The organism is Methylobacterium sp. Leaf361, from assembly GCF_001424445.1.
In the GTDB taxonomy this organism is placed as follows: domain Bacteria; phylum Pseudomonadota; class Alphaproteobacteria; order Rhizobiales; family Beijerinckiaceae; genus Methylobacterium.
Window position 1 is genome coordinate 66,553 of sequence record NZ_LMPY01000010.1, and the last position, 16,380, is coordinate 82,932.

Below are 16,380 nucleotides of genomic sequence, written 5' to 3' on the forward strand. Positions count from 1 at the left end.
GGACGGGCCATGGGCCAAAAAAATCTACTTTTATGCTTCAAAAGCTTGCGCTCGGCGTGGATCAGTTTGCTGGGTCTGGGTCATACAGAAGCCTGCCGCCCGATCTGCCGCTCAGATGTTCGCGCTCTGGATCTGCGTTACGCCGGCTTGTCGGCGGCTCTGGGCGAGACGCCATTCGAGGAGGCGCGCGCAGGATGTGAGCGTGAAGCAGAGCGTGAAATAGGTCAGCGCAAGAAGCCCGTAGACCTCGAAGGGCTGCGTCAGCAGCACATTGTTGACCTGCGCCGCCGCGAACGTGACCTCATGGGCGCTGATCACGTAGCCGAGGGACGTTTCCTTGATGGTCGAGACAAATTGGCTGACCATGCTCGGCAGCATGTTGTGGAGGGCCTGCGGCAGTACGATCGACAAGGTCGTCGGCCAGTAGCCTAGCCCTAGGGCCGTCGCCGCCTGCACCTGCCCCTTGGGTAAGCCCTCGATCCCGGCCCGGATGACCTCGGACAGGTAGGCGGCCTCATACACGACGAGGGTGATGATCAGCGTCTCGACACCGCCGACCGGGCGCCCCACCACCAGGGGGGACAGGAAGTACGCCCAGAACACGAACATGATCAGGGGCAGGCCGCGCACGACATAGACGATCGCGGTCGCCGGCAAGCGCAACAAGCGGTACGGGCTGAGGCGCGCGAGCGCCAACCCCACCGCGAAGGGGAAGCAGAGCGCGAGCGACGCGATTGCCATGAACAGCGTCATGGCGAGGCCGCCGATGGGACCGTAGGGATATTGCCCGATCAGGAAGAGGAGCCAGTTGTCCTTCAGGATCTCCAGCATCAGCGTGCCCCGACCTTGAGGTGTCGGGCACAGGCGGCGCCGATCAGCATGATGCCGAGGGAAACGGCGAGGTAGATCACGGTGGCGACCGCAAAGGCGTCGAAGGTCTGGAACGTGTCGCTCTCGACCGCGCGGGCGCGATACGTGAGCTCGCCGACGCCGATCGCCATGGCGAGGCTGGTGTTCTTGAACAGCAGCAGGGTCTGGTTGATCAGCGGCGGGATCGCGTGCCGCAGGGCCTGCGGCAGCACGACATTGCGCATCGCGCCGAGATACCCGAAGCCGAGGGAGAGCGCGGCCTGATACTGGCCCTTCGGGATGGAGCGAATGCCGCTGCGGATGTCCTCGGCAACATAGGCCGCGGCCGCGAGCCCCAACGCCGTGGTGGCGAGCAGGAACTGGCCATCATGGGCGTTTAGCCATTGGCGCGCAGGGCGCGGCAGGAGCGACGGCACGCCGAAGTACCACAGGAAGATCTGCACCAGGAGCGGCACGTTGCGGTGGTATTCAACGTAAGCACCAACGAACCACGCGCAGAGTCGCGCCGGGAGCATCCGGATCAGGGTGAGCAGGATCCCGACCGTGAGGGCGATGCACCACGCCGCCGCGGTCAGGACGAGGGTCGTCCCGATGCCGATGGCGAACCAGTCCAGGTACCGGCCCTCGAGCACGCCGCCCGATTCGAACAGGTGGATCATCGGGTCCTGCCCAGGTTCCCGCCGGAGTTCGCTAGGGCGCCTCAGTCCTTGATCGGGGTGACCGTGAAGTCGCGCTTGATCTTGTAGGGCGTGTCCTCGCCGAGCCATTTAGCGTAGATCGCGTCGAGTTGGCCGGACTCGGCGAGCTTGGTCAGGGTGGCGTTAACCGCAGCGGTGAAGGCCAGCTCATCCTTGCGCATGCCGAGGCCCCAAGGCTCAACGAACAGCGCCTTCGGGATGATGAACATCGGCACCTTCGACTGGTGCTGGAGCTTCACGAGGATCAGCTCGGAGGCGCACAGGGCGTCGACCTTGTCCTGTGCCAGGGCCAGGAAGGCCGAGGACGTGTCCTGGAAGGTCACCGTCTCGGCGGTTGGGATGAGGCGGCGCACGCCCTGTTCGGAGGAGGAGCCCTTCAGGGCGGTGATCTTCTTGCCGGCGAGCTGATCGATCGCGGTAAGGCCGGATTCCTTCGTGGTCATCAGCTTCTGCTGACTGACGAAATACGTGTCGGAGAACTGGATCTGCTTGCCGCGCTCGGCCGTGTACCCGAGGTTGGCCGCGAGGATGTCGACGCGCCCCTGGGTCAGTTCGGGGATCCGCGCCTCGACCGCGATGGTCTTGAGTTCGAGCGGCACGCCGATCGCGTCGGCAACCTTCTGGCAGATATCGACGTCGTAGCCGACGATCTGGCGCGATTGCGGATGCTGAAACGAGAACGGCTCGACGGTCCCGAGCGTCCCGCAGATCAGCTTGCCTCGGGCCTTGATGTCGGCAAGCTGATCGGCCTGGGCGGCACCGGCAACGGCGACGAGTGAGGTGACGAGGACGGTCAGCGCCGCCAGGATTGAACCGAGCCCGGAAGGAGTCAATCGCGAAATCAGCTTCATGGAAGAGCCACCGTCTGATTGTGCACGTGGAATTGCGACCGCGCCGTCGCCGGAGGCTTGTGCCCTCAGGATCTCGGCGCGCGGCCCGCGCTTTCCGCCGGGACCGGGGCATTGCTGGGAGGGGCACGCCAGTCGCTGGACGGCATGGGAGGCCCGCCGTGAAAGAATCACAAACGTTGTGATGAAGCTTGACTACCATGAAAGAAAGCGAAGAAAATTCGCTGCCAGCATCGCCTTTTTTCATGCGCGGCCGGTTCGGCGAGATGGCAGCCAGCATCAAACAGCTCGAAGCGTTCTACTGGGCGGCGACGCTGGGCGGCTTCACGGAGGCGGCCCGGCATCTGAACCTGGCGCAATCGACGGTCTCGAAGCGGATCATCGAGCTTGAGAGCGTGGTCGGGGGTGCGCTGTTCGACCGTGGCGCCTCCGCGCTCGCCCTGACGCGTGCAGGCATGGCAAGCCTCCCGATCGCCGCCGACGTTCTGGCAGCGGAACTGCGGTTCCGCGAGGCTGCGAGCGGCACGGCGCCGTTCACCGGGGCATTCCGGTTCGGAACCACAGAGCTCGTGGCGCTGACGTGGCTGTCGAGCCTGATCGTCGCTCTGAAGCGCACGTATCCCAATGTCGTGCCCATGCCGGACGTGGCCGCCAGCCGCGACCTCTTCGCCCGGCTCGGCGCCAACGAACTCGACCTCGTCATCGCGCTCGATCCGCCGCCACGCCCGGACTTCAAGGCCATCCCGTTGGCGAGCGTGACCCTCGAATGGGTGGCGGCACCGGGCTACGGGCCTGCTTCGGACCAGGTCCCGCTGGCCGAGATGGCTCGATACCCCATCCTGAGTCAGGCCCACGGATCGGGCCTGCAGGCTCTCGTGCTGGACTGGGCCGCTGCAAACGGCCTGACCTTCAACCGCGTGGCCGAATGCAACAGCCTGAACGTCCTGGCCGGTCTCGCCGCGGCGGGGCTCGGCGTCACCTATCTGACCGCGAGCTATTTCGAGGCCGATATCGCGCGCGGCTCGCTCCGGATCATCCGGACCGATCCGCCCATCCCGCCCATCCGCTATTTTGCGGTCTATCGCGCGCTGGACGTTTCGCCACTGCCCGCCCGCATTGCCGCGATCACACAGAAGATTTGCGACTTCTCGGCGCGGAGCCTGCACGGGAAGAATTGATCCTTTAGGAGCCCCGCAGACCCACGCGGGAGTCGCTCACTCAGCCAAGAGCAAAGCGGGTAGGCCTGCGAGGGCATCCGTTCCGGCGTGCGCCGGCCTGTCTAGGATCTGTCGTCACCTGAAGTAATCGAGGGCAGCGGCGAGGCAGAGAATGCCGCTGAAGCTGGCGGCGGTCTTCTCGTAACGCGTGGCAACCGCTCGCCATTCCTTGAGCCGCGCCCAGAGCCGCTCGACGATGTTGCGGTTGTTGTAGATCCAGTCGGGGCAACGCACCGGAGCCTCGTTCCGCTTGGACGGGATCGCAGGTTTTGCTCCGGCCTCCGCGATCTGCTGCCGGAAGCGATGGCTGGAGTAGCCCCGATCCGCCACCACCCAGCGAGGCACGCCCGGCAGTCGGTCGAGCAAGGGCAGCGCATGTGGCAGTTCATGGGCTTGCCCCGGTGCAATCCGAAAGGCGATCGCGTGGCCTGCGCCGTCAGCAATCACGCAAGCCTTGGTGCCATAGCCGCCACGCGAGCGGCCAACAGCTTCACGAGCGTCTCGCTCGGCTGCAGATCCCCCCTTTTGGCCGCGCCTGCCGCCTTCTGGTGCGCACGCATGTTGGTGCCGTCGAGGAACACCATGCCCAACTGAACGCCGCGCTCCTGCACGAGGCCGAGCAGACGTTCCCACACGCCGCTGCGCGACCACCGGATGAAGATCTGCGCTGATCGCCACCACGGCCCCAGTTCCTGCGGGATCGCGCGCCACTTGGCACCGTTCTGATGGCGCCACAGGATTGCCGAGAGCGTGCGCCGCAGATCCTGCGGCGGCGTCTTCGCCTTCGGCCGACAAGCCTCAACCAGCGGCTCCAAAACAGCCCATTGCGCGTCGTCCAGCATCGTCCCTCCTTGATCAAAGGTACAAAACGCGTGCTACGCCAGATGGTTCAGGCGACGACAGACCCTAGGTTCAGAGGCTCGCCAAGACGATCAATCCTGACGGAGTGGATACCGAGTTCGTGGCCACCTTGAGGTCGGTGATCCGTCCCCGCTGGCGCTGACCGACCGGATCACCGTCGCCAAGGCGCCCACCTTGACGGCCATGCAGCCGAGAGCGGTGCCGAACCGCTTGACCGCCGTACCGGCGGACGGTCGCGAGATCGTCCGGCAGGTCGACGATGTCCCGGGCTTCGTGGCGCGGCCGATGACCCGTGACGACGTCGAGCGCAAGTCCCGCATGAATGCCGGCAAGCGTCTCGACACGCTCGAGGTTCGCTGCTTCCGCGACGTCTTCTGGACGATCGATGAACGAGCCGATCTGACTGGCCTGCTCTCGTCTCTATCCTAAGCAAGACAAATACGAGCAACCACCTCACTTCTGTCGAACCAATCGCCAACGGTTGGCGCAATGGAAATACTAATCGATGAATTGTATTAGTTATGTTCCGGCGCTGAAAATACAATTATCGGTGCTAAACTATATCTCAAGGCAGGCTTAGTGATGATTTTTCAGAGATACTTGAAGCCAGCCGCCGAAGCGTTTCACGCGCTGCCTCGGCGCGCTCCGCCGTGAAGCGCGAAAGTGGTCCCGAGACCGTCATCGCCCCGAGCAGACGACCTTCGGCGTCAAAGACCGGCATCGACATCGACGCCACATGCGGATCTGTCGTTCCACTCGTGTAGAATGGAGCGTCGGCAAGGTCGGCTCGGCCTTCCAGCCCATCGAAGCGGCGAAGAACTTGCGCCGTCGATGAGTTGTCCATGGGCCGCAGGTCGCCCGGGCGAACATCGATCCTGAGACGGGACGGCGACATTACACGAAACATGCAGAGGCGTTGATGGCCTCGCCGAACATAGAAAAAGCCTGTTTCCTGGGTGGCAGCCACCAATTCCTCGAGCACGGGAACGACTCGCTGCCCGAGCCCGTAACCTTCGAGATAAATGGATCCCAGTCGGGCTACCTCCATTCCCAAATGGTATTTACCCTTCGCGTTGCGCTGGATGAGGCCGAATTCCTCAAGCGAGATGCACAAGCGCATGATCGTGCTTTTGACGAGCTGGGTGCGCTCGGCGAGTTCGGCAAGGTCCAGCGCCGCGTCGCCGCGCCGAAACGCGGTCAGCACGGTCAGCAGACGACCGGCCGAGGCGACCCCTTCGAGCTTCGGACGTGTTTTGGTTTTGCGCACCCGGCTTGAGCCGTTTTCTTGAAGATTCTTATCTTGCATGGTCGCGTCGTCGGCCTCGTCTAACCGGCTCTTCCCGGCGGCCGGCCTGTATATGACGCGGTCGAGTGCCGCCGCCACTCGCACCACTCCGCACCCATTTGGACACGGCTGGCTCTGGGTGGAGCGCAACCACGCGCATCGGACGTATGCGTGATCCGGCGGATCGCCGAGCCTGGTGCTTCGTCACTCCAAGCGACTGCAGCTCGCCCGACAGGTTGGACCCTTGCCCTCACGGCTTTGATCATCTATCAAAAATGAAACTGCGATTTCAAAATCGCTAACATCGACGCGCTCGGCGCGAAAGCGCGTGTGGCATTGGTGACGGGTCGCGTGATGCCCACCGCCAGCCATCGCTTGCAGCCGTCGGATCACAGGGAGGATCGCGCATGGCGTTAACGATGGACGATCGCCGTCTCGAGCGAACGACCATGCGCCGGGTCATCCTGCGCCTCGTGCCGTTCCTGATGCTCTGCTACTTCTTCGCCCTGCTCGATCGAGTGAACGTGGGCTTCGCTGCCCTGCAGATGAACAAGGACCTGGGGCTGACCCCCACGATGTTCGGCTTCGCGGCAAGCCTGTTCTTCGTGTCCTACTTCTTGGTCGAGGTGCCGAGCAACCTCGCGCTCCAGAAAGTCGGCGCACGACGCTGGATCTCGCGGATCATGATCACATGGGGTCTCGTCACCATCGGCATGGCCTTCGTGACGGGACCCCATTCCCTATACATGATGCGCTTCATCCTAGGCGCTGCCGAAGCCGGATTCTTTCCCGGCGCGATCTTTTACCTGACTTGCTGGCTGCCAACGCAGTATCGAGCGCGAATACTGGCAACTTTTACGGTTTCAATCCCGCTCGCCACCTTCCTCGGCTCGCCGCTGTCGGTCTCGTTGCTTGAACTCGACGGATTGCTCGGCTTGCGTGGCTGGCAGTGGCTTTTCATCCTCGAAGGGCTACCGACGATCCTGCTCGGTCTCGTCTGCTTCGTTCTTCTGACCGACCGGCCGCATCAAGCCCGCTGGCTCGACGACGACCAGCGGGCGTGGCTTACCGGCCGGATGGCTGAGGAGGCGTCGTCGAAGAGGCCGATAGGCCACCTGACCCTTTGTCAGCTCGCGACCAACAAATACTTCCTGACGATGGCGCTGGTCTGCTCGGGCGCCTCGGCCACGGGCAGCGTGCTGTCGGTCTGGCAACCTCAAATCCTCAAATCATTCGGCCTCACCAATCTTGAGACCGGCTTCGTGAACGCGATTCCTTACGGCATCGCGACCGTCCTCATGATCTTCTGGGGACGCCGCTCGGACCGCCGCGGCGAGCGGCGCTGGCATACGGCGGTCCCTCTGTTCCTGGCCAGTTCGGGACTGGCCGCTCTCAATGGCTTAGCCGGGCTACCCATGACGGTCGTGGCGGTCAGTTGCGCGCTGGTGGGTGCCTACGCGTTCAAAGGGCCGTTTTGGGCTCTTTCATCCTCATGGCTATCGGGTGGAACGCTTGCGGCCGGTCTCGCCGGCATCAACGCCATCGCCAACCTCGTCGGAGGCGGTGTGATGGTCAACGTCGTGGGCCTGATCCGGAGCGCGACAGGCAGCTTTGCCCTTGGCCTCCTTCCGGTTGCACTCCTCGACGCAGCGGCTGCAGTCGCGGTTCTGCTCATGAGCACACGGCACGCGCGACTGATTCGCAATGGCTCGACCCAGACAGCGTGAAGTCCAGAGACCTTTGCAACGGTCTCTCAGACACATGCGAGATGGAATACCACGGTGAGACGAGTTCGTGCTGTCCTCAGCTCGGCCGAGCCAACTAAAGGACCGGGGAAATGACTGATGTGAGGGCATTGAAATAACATCGAAGATCGAGTTGGGCGGAGATTGAGACATGGAGGGACGAATGAGCGAAGGGTTGGACAGGCATGCCGATCCCCGTCCGTCCGAAACGCCGAAGATTGCTGCGCTGAGCCCGCAGGGGGATCTACCCACCATTCTCTGCCTCGGCGACTTCAAGGCGCACGCCAAGCGACGACTACCTCGACCGCTCTTCGGGTACATCGCCGGCGCGAGCGAGACCAACGCATCTCTCGAGCACAACAGCCGATCGTACCGGCACTACGGGTTCAGGCCGCGAATCCTGACCGACGTGTCGCGAAGAAAGCAGCGCAGGTCCTTGCTCGGTATCGACTACGCCGCACCGTTCGGGATCGCGCCGATGGGCATCAGTGCCCTGATGGCGTACCGGGGCGACCTCGTTCTGGCGCAGGCTGCGGAAGCCGGACAGATCCCGATGATCATGAGTGGGTCTTCGCTCATTCCGCTCGAGGATGTCGTAGCGGCCGCGCCCTCGGCATGGTTCCAGGCGTATCTTCCCGGAGAGCCTGATCGCATCGACGCGCTCGTCGATCGCGTCGCAGCCGCCGGCTTCGGCACGCTGGTTCTCACGGTCGACACGGCGACGCTCGCCAATCGGGAGAACAATATTCGTGCGGGGTTCTCGACGCCCCTTCGCCCAAGCCTCCGCCTGGCCTGGGAAGGGATCTCGCACCCGCGCTGGACGGTCGGGACGTTCCTGCGCACCCTCGTCCAGCACGGCATCCCGCACTTCGAGAACTCTTACGCCACGCGCGGCGCGCCGATCATCGCACGATCCGTGATGCGCGATTTCGGCAAGCGCGACCACCTGAATTGGAGCCATCTCGCACGGATCCGCGCGCGCTGGTCCGGGAAGCTCGTGGTCAAAGGTGTCATCCGCCCGGACGATGCGCTGAAGGCCGTCTCCTGCGGCGCAGACGGTATCGTGATCTCCAACCACGGCGGTCGCCAACTCGACGGAACCCTGGCGCCCCTCGATGCCCTGCCGTCCGTGGTCGCGGCGTTGAAAGGTCAGGCCGCGGTCATGATCGACGGCGGGATCGTGAGGGGAACCGACGTGCTGAAGGCCCTGACTCTCGGGGCGGATTTCGTGTTCGTCGGGCGGCCGTTCCTATACGCCGCCTCGGCCTTCGGCAGGGCGGGTGTCAACCGGGCCATCAGCCTCCTGAAGGAGGAAATTCACCGGGATATGGCGCTCCTTGGCATCGATAGCCTGAGCGATCTGAACGAGAGCTTTCTGTGGCGAGCCGATCTGCCGGTCTCCGCTGATTGAGGTCACCCGTCGCCTCCTTCGTCCGGCGGCCCTCCTCCGGCGGGCGGGGCCGGAAGCGAGGAAAACGGGCTCGGGTCCGCCCTGTTCGAGGGCGCGCCGCCGAAGGATTGCGGTTCGAAGAGTTTGAAATCGAAAGCGCAGAGCCGGCCCAAGTTACGGTGTGGCTTGAAGACGATCTGACACGCAGCTCAGTCGAGCGTGACGGGGCCGGAGCGATTATCCGCAATAGGAGGAACACAATGTTCATGAGATACAAGCATATGCTTTCCGCGGGCCTGGCGATTGCGCCTCTGGTCGTTACGCCTGCTGCGGCCAAGACGATGGTGTATGTTTCGAATTCGGTTGATGGGACGATCGACGTCTTCTCGATGGATCCGGTCAGCGGTGACTTGCACCCGCAGGATAAGACTACGGTCGCCAAGATCGTGATGCCGATGGCGGTTTCGCCGGACAAGCATCACCTCTACGCGGTCGTCCGGTCCGAGCCGACGCGCGTTGTCACCTACGCCATAGACGATCGGACCGGCGCTCTGACGAAGGAGGCTGAGGCGCCCTTGCCGGGAAGCATGCCCTACGTCTCGACGGATCGTGCCGGACATTTTCTGTTCACGGCCTCATATGCCGGCAACCGCGTCGCGGTGAGCCCCATCGACAGAGACGGCCGGGTCACCCGCGAAGCCATTCAGGTCGTGCCCACCGGCAACAATGCCCACGCCATTCAGGCCGACCGCACCAACCGCTTCGTCTTCGCGAGCAATCTCGGAAGTGATCAGATAGCCCAGTTTCGCTTCGATGCTGCGACCGGGCAATTGTCGCCGAACGCCCCGCCTGTCGTGAAAACAATACCCGGCGAAGGGCCGCGGCACTTCATCTTCTCTCCGGACGATCGATTCGTTTACGTGCTCCACGAACTCGCAGGAACGGTCGCGCGGTTCGCTCTCGACCAGACACGTGGAACTTTGACGCTGCTGGACACAGTTGAATCGGTGCCGCCCGAGTCCAATCTGGAACGGGGCGTCGTTCAGGGACCCATCACGGCGGCTCGTCTGGCCGCGCGAGCCGAAGCGCCTCCAACGGAGGCGAAGCGCAGGATGTCGGCTGCCGATATCCAGATCACGCCCGATGGCCGATTCATTTACACGACAGAACGAACTAGCAGCAAGCTCGCCTTATTCGAGGTCGACACGCCCGCCGGCAAACTTCAATACATCGAGAATATCTCGACAGCCACACAGCCGCGGGGGATCCGAATTGATCCACGGGGGACATTTCTTGTCGCCTCGGGCGAGAAATCGAATCATGTCCTTGTCTACCGTATCAATCGGGAAAACGGGCATCTTTCGGAAGTTGGCCGTTACCCTGGTGGTGAGGGGGCCAACTGGGTGGAGATCGTCGATCTTCCGTAAGAATTCGGATTGCTTGTATTCGAGCAACAACGTCGTCGGCAGACCAGCGCGTGCGTGGAGTGGACCATACTCAGTAGGAAGGGTCCACATCATTGAACTGATCCCACCCCTAGCCGAAGCCGTAGAGCTTGGCCGGATTGTCGACCAGAACCCGCGCCCGGGCCTGGTCGTCGGGTATCCATGCGGCCAGAAGATCGAGCAGCTGAGCGTCGTCGGGCAGGTGCTTTTCGCCCCGGTGTGGCCAGTCGCTGCCCCAGACCATACGCTCCGGCGCCGCCGCCGCGAAAGACTTCGCAACCGCCGTGGCGTCGGCATAGGCGGGGGGCCCGCTCGCGGTGTTGAGGTAGGCACCCGACAGCTTCATCCACGTCCGGCCGCCGTCGAGCAGCCGGCGCACGACGCCGTAGGCCGGATGGCTCACGCCCTGGTCGGGCGGAAGCCGCGCCAAGTGATCGATGACCAGGGGCGTCGGCAGGCGGTTCAGGACGGGTTCGAGTTCCACGATCTTGTCGCCGGTCGCGTAGATCTGGACGTGCCATCCCAGCGGCGCGACCTTGCGGGCCATCGTCTCCAGACGCTCCGCGGTGGTCGGCCCCCAGGATTGCGGCGTGCCGAAGTTCACCCGGATGCCGACCGCGCCCTGGGCCGCCATCGCCCGGAGCTCGGCCTCGGTTATGTCGAGATCGACCACGACCACCGCGCGGGCCGAGGGGCCGAACTGCGCCACGCCGTCGAGGGTCGCGCGGTTATCGGTGCCGTAGGTCGAGGGCGTCACCACCACCACGCGGCTGGTCCCGAGGCGGGCCTGCACTTGGCGATAGGCGGCGACGTCGCTGTCCAGCACCGGCTGCCCCTTCCAGTGCGGCGAGGCCGGAAAGCGGGTCGACAGGATGTGGATATGGCAGTCGCAGGCCTTCGGCGGAACGGCGATCGTCGGCGCTTCCGTCCCCGACGAGAAGGGAACGGCTTCCGCGGCGTGTGCGGTCCGGTGACGAAGTCCGGTGGCGATGGTGATGGCAAGCGCGGCGCCGTCCTTGAGGAGGGCGCGCCGGGAACGGGTTTGACTGTGCATGGGCGTGGTCCCTCTCGTCCGGGTTCGGATCAGAAGCCGTAGAGCTTGGCTGGGTTGGCAACGAGGATCCGGTTCCGCACCGCCTCGTCGGGGGCCCAGTTCGCCAAGAGATTGAGGAGCACGGCATCGTCCGGCTTCGCGTCGGCCGGGGAGGTCGGATGCGGCCAGTCGCTGCCCCAGACGAGGCGCTCCGGGGCGCGTTGCACGTAGGCGCGGGCCAGCCGGCCCCGGTCAGCGTAGCTCGGCGGCCCGACCTTCGAGAGAATGTAGGCGCCGGTGAGCTTCACCCAGGCGCCGTGCGTCTCGATCAGGTCGGCGATCACCTTGAAGCCCGGATGGTCGGGCCCGGCGGGCTCGGGCAGGTGGCCCATATGGTCGAACACGACCGGGACCGGCATGCCCTTCAGGGTGTCGGCAAGCTCCACGATCTTGTCGCCGTCGGAGACCAGCTGGATGTGCCAGCCGAGGTCGGCGATCTTGCGGGCGACCGGCACCATGTCGGTGATCGGCGCACCGCCCGGCAGGCGCGTCCCGAACCGCACACCGCGGATACCGGCCCCGTCCAGGCGCTTTAGCTCCTCGGGCGTGACCGAGGCGTCGAGCATCGCGATGCCGCGGGCGGTCGGCCCGAACGCCGTCAGGGATTGGACGAGGAGGCCGTTGTCGACCCCGTAGGTCGAGGGCTGCACCACGACGTGGCGGGTGATGCCGAGTCGCTGCATCACGAGACGGTAATCGGCGACGCTCGCATCCGGCGGCCGCAGGGTCGCGCCGGGCGCGGCCGGGAAGCGCGCATCGTAGATGTGGTGGTGGCAGTCCGTGGCGCCCGGCGGCACGATGAAGGTCGGCCGATCCGTGCCCGAGGACCACGGCACGGTCTGGGCCGCAGCCGGCCGCAGGCCGGCGGCGAGGGCGCCGCCGGCCATGAGGACCGCGAGATGCGCGCGGCGGGTTATCGAGGGGGGCATCCGTCCGGTCCGTTCAGTGGCGCGAGAAGAGGGTCTGGCCGGCGGCCGGCATCCGCGCCGTGAGGATGCTGCCGGTCTGGGATTCGGTGATGAACAGGGTCGCCCCGTCCGGGCCGCCATAGGCGACGTTGGTGGTCGAGATCCCGGCGGGGGACTTCACCCGCAGCAGCGGCTCGGCGACCGGCGACAGACGCCAAATCGACCCGAACCCCGTGTGGGCGACGATCAGGCAGCCCTCGGCGTCCAGCGCGATGCCGTCCGGGCCGCCGAGGCCGCCGTGCAGCTGCGCGAACACGCCGACTTTGGCCACGAGGCCGCTGCCGTTCAGCGGGATGCGCCAGATCTGCTGGGCACGGGTCACGGCTACGAACAGGCTCCCCATGGCGTCGTCGATGACGATGCCGTTCGGGCTCGGCACGGTGTCCACGAGGCAGGTCAGCTCACCGGTGGGGCGCAGGCGGTAGACCCGGCCGGTCGGATCCTGCAGCCCGGTCTGGCCCTGGTCGGTGAAGTAGAGGTCGCCGTTCCTGGCGAAGGTCAGGTCGTTGACCCCGCGAAAGCCCTCCGAGCCCGCCGTCTCCAGGAACGGCGTCACCGCCCCCGTGTCGGGATCAAGCAGCATCAGGCCGCGCTTGTAGCAGGTGATGAAGATCCGGCCGTCCCGGTGGATCTTCATGCCGTTCGGCCAGCCGTCGTATTCAGCGACGAGCTCCCACTCGCCGGCCTCGTCGATGCGGAAGATCCGGCCGAAGGGGATGTCTGTCACGTAGAGCCGCCCGGCGCGGTCGAAGACGGGTCCCTCTAGGAAGGAGTCGATGGCGTGCCCACCCCGGTTGGCGTTCGCCCAGGCGGTCGGCCGGACGTGGCGGAACCGGTCGGGCAGGCGCGTGAAGACTTCGGCCGTCACGGTCGGCGGGGGAGCGAAGAACGACATCGCATGTCCTTGGTTACGGGGCGTCGGAGGTGGCTCAGGCAGGCTGCGCCGCCGCGTGTGCCTCGCGGGCATGGGCGCGGCTGATCAGGAGCACGCTGATCGCGGCGGCGGCATCCAGCGCGGCGACGGGGAGCATCCCGAGGGCGAAGCTGCCGGTGGCGTCCTTCACGAGGCCGACCACGTTCACCATCAGGCCGCCGCCGATCAGATTGGCGATGGCGTTGATGCCGGCGAGCCCGGCCGCCAGCGTCCCCGGCGAGAGCCACCCGGCGGAGAGCGCCCAGAACGGCCCCTTGAAGGAGTAGGCGCCGACAAGGGCGAAGGTCACGGCCATGATGGCTGTCGCGATGCTGCCGGTGAAGTTGAGGTACGACAGGCCGAAGGCGGCAAGCAGCAGCGGGATCGCCGTGTGCCAGCGCCGCTCGCCCTGCCGGTCGGAGTGGCGGCCCCAGAGCACCATCAGCACCGTGGCGATGCCGTAGGGGATCGCGTTGACGAAGCCGGTCTGCAGGTTCGTCAGCCCGAAGGACTTGATCATCTGCGGCTGCCAGACCGAGAGCACGCTCCCCGTCGCCGAGGCGCCGGAGCAGACCAGGGCCATCGTCAGGAAGTATTTGTTACGCACGAGCTGCCACAGAGAGATGTGGCCGATGGGCTTCTTGCGGGCCGCCTCTTCGTCGAGCCGCCCGACGAGCCAGGCGCGCTCGTCGTCCTTCAGCCAGCGGGCGTCGCGGGGCCGGTCGGTCAGCACGAACAGGCAGGCGATGCCGAGGCAGACGGTGGGCAGGCCCTCCAGCACGAACAACCACTGCCAGCCCTTGAGTCCGAGGGCACCGTCGAGTTCGAGGAGCGACACCGAGAGGGGCGAGCCGAGGAAGGTCGCAAGCGGGATCGAGACGGTGAAGGTCGCCAGGATCCGCGCCCGGTATTCGCTCGGCAGCCAGTAGGTCAGGTAGAGGATCGCCCCGGGGAAGAACCCGGCCTCCGCCGCGCCCAGGATGAAGCGCATCGCGTAGAGCGAGTACGGCCCGACCACGAAGGCCATGCACGCCGTCACCAAGCCCCAGGTGATCATGATCCGGGCGATCCAGCGTCGTGCGCCGACCTTCTGCAGGGCGAGGTTGCTCGGGACTTCGACCAGGAAGTACGAGACGAAGAACAGGCTCGCCGCGAAGCCGAACATGGCCGGGGTCAACCCGAGATCCTTGTTCATCTGCAGGGCGGCGAAGCCGACGTTCACCCGGTCGAGTAGGGCGAAGAAGTAGCAGAGCATCAGGAACGGCACGAGCCGCAGGATCACACGACGCATCGTCGCTTTCTCAAGCGCGTGCGTGTCTTGTTCTAAGACGCTCACGTTCCATCCTCCCATCACTGTGAGATGCGGCCCGTCCGACGTTCGTCGCGCTTGAGCCTCGTGATCCTGTGGCCTGGAGGTCAGATCCCCTCGCAGCCGGCCTCCGCGAGGGCGCGCTCGACCCAGGAGCGGTCCACGGTGCCGGCCGCGATCGCCGCCATGGTCTTGGCCTCGCCCTGCTGCTTCTTGTCGGCGGCGGCGAAGATCGCCTCGGTCTGGTCGAAGGGCACGCAGACGACGCCGTCATCGTCGCCGACGATCAGGTCGCCCGGCTGGATGACCATGCCGTCGATGGCGATGGTGGCGTTCACTTCGCCCGGCCCGTTCTTGTAGGGGCCGCGATGGGTGACGCCGGCGGCGAAGACCGGGAACGTGTTCTGGCGGATCCAGCCGTAATCGCGGACCGCGCCGTTCAGGACGACGCCCGCCAGCCCGATCTGCTGAGCGTGGGACAGCATGAGTTCGCCCATCAGGGCGTTGGTCAGGTCGCCGTCGCCATCGACGACCAGCACGTCCCCGGGCTTCGCACGGTTGAGGGCTGCGTGAATCATCAGGTTGTCGCCGGGGCGCACCCGCACGGTCAGGGCGACGCCGCTGAGCACGCCCCCGGCATGGAGCGGCCGGATCCGTGCGCCGCCGTGGCTCATGCGGCTCATCGAGTCGCTGATGTTGGCGACCGCGATCGCCTTGAACTTCTCGATGGTGGCGGGCTCGACCGTGCGGGTGCGCGGGTGGATCTTGAAACCGATGGGCATGGGTTCTTGTCCTTCAGTGCGGGGGTGAGTGGGGCGTCAGGCGACGGGCTCGAGGCCGGCCTTGAGCACCATGGCCTCCAGGGCCTCCTGGTAGGTCCGAGGAACGACGCCCTTGAAGTGATCCTTGAGGCCGAGGCTGGCCTTCCAGCGCAGGCGCTGGGCGATGGCCCGGGCCATGATCGGCTCGACACCGGCATCGGCGACGGCGTCGGCCGACATCTCCAGCTCCTCGGCCCGGCGCTTGGCGTGGATCACCCCCGACGGGGTCAGGCTCTGGACCGTGTCCATCCACGGCCGGGCAAGGGTCTTGGAGGCCGAGGCGAGGACGATCTCGTCGATCCCATACTGATGGGCGGCGAGCAGCATCTCGTCGGTCAGCGCCTCGATCCCCTTGATCAGGACCGAGCGGATGATCTTGATCCCCGAGGCGGTGCCGAGCACCGGGCCGGTGTAGGCGATCTGCATACCCCAGGGGTTCAGCAGCTCGCAGACCCGCTCACCGGCCGGGCCGCTCGACAGCATCCGCATGGAATAGCCATGCAGCGGGGTCCCTTCGATGGAGCAGTCGCCCAGCAGCGCGCCGGTCACCTCGAGCTTGCTCGCGACGCCCTGCTTGATCTTCGGCGTGGCCGAGGCGAAGTCGAGGAAGGTGTGGCGGGTCGTGAGCACCGGGGCGAAGGCGTCGGCGCTCTCCAGGGAGGACGCGCCGGGGGTGACGCTGGCGATCAGGTCGGCGGCCTCGGCGAGCTCCGCGTTCGAGCGGACGAGGGTGACGCCCGCCTCTTTCGCCCGCGCCTGGATGAGATCCGCGTAGGGGCCGTCGAAGGCGTACTTATCGTAGCAGGCGATCGATTCGAGGCCGGCGCCGCGCAGGCCCGCGCCGAGCGTGCTGCCGATCTCGCCGTAGCCGACGAGGCCAAGCCGGAATTGCGTGCGATCTGCCATGGTGTGCTCCT

The 16,380-nt window shown here is 65.5% G+C and carries 16 protein-coding genes; 5 read left to right on the forward strand and 11 right to left on the reverse strand.

Annotated features, from left to right (window positions below; genetic code table 11):
• Positions 1 to 111: 111 nt before the first annotated feature.
• From ASG32_RS08890 to ASG32_RS08900, 3 genes are read right to left on the reverse strand one after another with little or no spacing between them, the layout of a single operon-like run.
• Positions 112 to 831, reverse strand: coding sequence for an amino acid ABC transporter permease (locus ASG32_RS08890; RefSeq protein WP_056524712.1), 720 nt, complete (start codon positions 829 to 831; stop codon positions 112 to 114).
• Positions 831 to 1,529, reverse strand: coding sequence for an amino acid ABC transporter permease (locus ASG32_RS08895; RefSeq protein WP_056524716.1), 699 nt, complete (start codon positions 1,527 to 1,529; stop codon positions 831 to 833). The genes ASG32_RS08890 and ASG32_RS08895 overlap by 1 nt, the downstream gene beginning before the upstream one ends.
• A gap of 41 nt (positions 1,530 to 1,570) precedes the next feature.
• Positions 1,571 to 2,590 carry an ABC transporter substrate-binding protein gene (locus ASG32_RS08900; protein ID WP_244491865.1) on the reverse strand — a complete coding sequence of 340 codons (1,020 nt, stop codon included), beginning with the start codon at positions 2,588 to 2,590 and terminating at the stop codon, positions 1,571 to 1,573.
• Positions 2,591 to 2,616: 26 nt separating this feature from the next.
• On the opposite strand from ASG32_RS08900, the gene ASG32_RS08905 reads away from it, so the two are divergent.
• A complete protein-coding gene (locus ASG32_RS08905; RefSeq protein ID WP_082557801.1) occupies positions 2,617 to 3,594 on the forward strand; it encodes a LysR family transcriptional regulator in 978 nt (325 codons plus the stop codon).
• A gap of 114 nt (positions 3,595 to 3,708) precedes the next feature.
• On the opposite strand, the gene ASG32_RS32305 is transcribed toward ASG32_RS08905, so the two are convergent.
• Positions 3,709 to 4,475 (reverse strand): IS5 family transposase gene (locus tag ASG32_RS32305; RefSeq protein ID WP_107351938.1). Its coding sequence is split into 2 segments (ribosomal slippage): positions 3,709 to 4,160 and positions 4,160 to 4,475, totalling 768 coding nucleotides; the frame shifts between segments, so codons are not numbered across the junction.
• Positions 4,476 to 4,668: 193 nt separating this feature from the next.
• Here ASG32_RS32305 and ASG32_RS08920 point away from each other — a divergent pair.
• Positions 4,669 to 4,923: a hypothetical protein gene (locus ASG32_RS08920; RefSeq protein ID WP_244491866.1), complete on the forward strand. Its 255-nt coding sequence runs from the start codon at positions 4,669 to 4,671 to the stop codon at positions 4,921 to 4,923.
• A 136-nt stretch (positions 4,924 to 5,059) separates the two neighbouring features.
• On the opposite strand, the gene ASG32_RS32310 is transcribed toward ASG32_RS08920, so the two are convergent.
• A complete protein-coding gene (locus ASG32_RS32310; protein WP_244491867.1) occupies positions 5,060 to 5,878 on the reverse strand; it encodes a helix-turn-helix domain-containing protein in 819 nt (272 codons plus the stop codon).
• A gap of 308 nt (positions 5,879 to 6,186) precedes the next feature.
• Between ASG32_RS32310 and ASG32_RS08930 the strand changes: the two genes are divergently transcribed.
• The 3 genes from ASG32_RS08930 to ASG32_RS08940 all read left to right on the forward strand — a co-directional run bounded on the left by ASG32_RS08930 (position 6,187) and on the right by ASG32_RS08940 (position 10,341).
• Positions 6,187 to 7,506 carry an MFS transporter gene (locus ASG32_RS08930; RefSeq protein ID WP_056524739.1) on the forward strand — a complete coding sequence of 440 codons (1,320 nt, stop codon included), beginning with the start codon at positions 6,187 to 6,189 and terminating at the stop codon, positions 7,504 to 7,506.
• Between the two features lie 181 nt (positions 7,507 to 7,687).
• The gene (locus ASG32_RS08935; RefSeq protein WP_082557809.1) at positions 7,688 to 8,935 is read left to right on the forward strand and encodes an alpha-hydroxy acid oxidase; all 1,248 of its coding nucleotides are present in this window, start codon (positions 7,688 to 7,690) and stop codon (positions 8,933 to 8,935) included.
• A gap of 239 nt (positions 8,936 to 9,174) precedes the next feature.
• A complete protein-coding gene (locus tag ASG32_RS08940) occupies positions 9,175 to 10,341 on the forward strand; it encodes a beta-propeller fold lactonase family protein (protein ID WP_244491868.1) in 1,167 nt (388 codons plus the stop codon).
• Between the two features lie 109 nt (positions 10,342 to 10,450).
• On the opposite strand, the gene ASG32_RS08945 is transcribed toward ASG32_RS08940, so the two are convergent.
• The 6 genes from ASG32_RS08945 to ASG32_RS08970 all read right to left on the reverse strand — a co-directional run bounded on the left by ASG32_RS08945 (position 10,451) and on the right by ASG32_RS08970 (position 16,369).
• Positions 10,451 to 11,413 (reverse strand): amidohydrolase family protein, encoded by a 963-nt coding sequence (locus ASG32_RS08945; RefSeq protein ID WP_056524742.1) that lies wholly within the window; start codon positions 11,411 to 11,413, stop codon positions 10,451 to 10,453.
• Between the two features lie 29 nt (positions 11,414 to 11,442).
• Entirely contained in the window at positions 11,443 to 12,381 is a 939-nt protein-coding gene (locus ASG32_RS08950) for an amidohydrolase family protein (protein WP_056524745.1), read from the reverse strand.
• Between the two features lie 13 nt (positions 12,382 to 12,394).
• Positions 12,395 to 13,315 (reverse strand): SMP-30/gluconolactonase/LRE family protein, encoded by a 921-nt coding sequence (locus tag ASG32_RS08955; RefSeq protein WP_056524748.1) that lies wholly within the window; start codon positions 13,313 to 13,315, stop codon positions 12,395 to 12,397.
• Positions 13,316 to 13,349: 34 nt separating this feature from the next.
• The gene (locus ASG32_RS08960) at positions 13,350 to 14,624 is read right to left on the reverse strand and encodes an MFS transporter (protein ID WP_244491869.1); all 1,275 of its coding nucleotides are present in this window, start codon (positions 14,622 to 14,624) and stop codon (positions 13,350 to 13,352) included.
• Between the two features lie 125 nt (positions 14,625 to 14,749).
• Positions 14,750 to 15,424 (reverse strand): RraA family protein, encoded by a 675-nt coding sequence (locus ASG32_RS08965; protein WP_056524754.1) that lies wholly within the window; start codon positions 15,422 to 15,424, stop codon positions 14,750 to 14,752.
• A 36-nt stretch (positions 15,425 to 15,460) separates the two neighbouring features.
• Positions 15,461 to 16,369: a DUF1932 domain-containing protein gene (locus ASG32_RS08970; RefSeq protein ID WP_056524757.1), complete on the reverse strand. Its 909-nt coding sequence runs from the start codon at positions 16,367 to 16,369 to the stop codon at positions 15,461 to 15,463.
• Positions 16,370 to 16,380: the final 11 nt, after the last annotated feature.

Excerpts from the sequence above, each read along its gene's own strand:
- ASG32_RS08890 (WP_056524712.1), bottom strand. The coding sequence starts at position 831 with ATGCTGGAGATCCTGAAGGACAACTGGCTCCTCTTCCTGATCGGGCAA.
- ASG32_RS08895 (WP_056524716.1), bottom strand. The coding sequence starts at position 1,529 with ATGATCCACCTGTTCGAATCGGGCGGCGTGCTCGAGGGCCGGTACCTG.
- ASG32_RS08905 (WP_082557801.1), top strand. The coding sequence starts at position 2,617 with ATGAAAGAAAGCGAAGAAAATTCGCTGCCAGCATCGCCTTTTTTCATG.
- ASG32_RS08930 (WP_056524739.1), top strand. The coding sequence starts at position 6,187 with ATGGCGTTAACGATGGACGATCGCCGTCTCGAGCGAACGACCATGCGC.
- ASG32_RS08935 (WP_082557809.1), top strand. The coding sequence starts at position 7,688 with ATGAGCGAAGGGTTGGACAGGCATGCCGATCCCCGTCCGTCCGAAACG.
- ASG32_RS08940 (WP_244491868.1), top strand. The coding sequence starts at position 9,175 with ATGTTCATGAGATACAAGCATATGCTTTCCGCGGGCCTGGCGATTGCG.
- ASG32_RS08945 (WP_056524742.1), bottom strand. The coding sequence starts at position 11,413 with ATGCACAGTCAAACCCGTTCCCGGCGCGCCCTCCTCAAGGACGGCGCC.
- ASG32_RS08950 (WP_056524745.1), bottom strand. The coding sequence starts at position 12,381 with ATGCCCCCCTCGATAACCCGCCGCGCGCATCTCGCGGTCCTCATGGCC.
- ASG32_RS08955 (WP_056524748.1), bottom strand. The coding sequence starts at position 13,315 with ATGTCGTTCTTCGCTCCCCCGCCGACCGTGACGGCCGAAGTCTTCACG.
- ASG32_RS08960 (WP_244491869.1), bottom strand. The coding sequence starts at position 14,624 with ATGCGTCGTGTGATCCTGCGGCTCGTGCCGTTCCTGATGCTCTGCTAC.
- ASG32_RS08965 (WP_056524754.1), bottom strand. The coding sequence starts at position 15,424 with ATGCCCATCGGTTTCAAGATCCACCCGCGCACCCGCACGGTCGAGCCC.
- ASG32_RS08970 (WP_056524757.1), bottom strand. The coding sequence starts at position 16,369 with ATGGCAGATCGCACGCAATTCCGGCTTGGCCTCGTCGGCTACGGCGAG.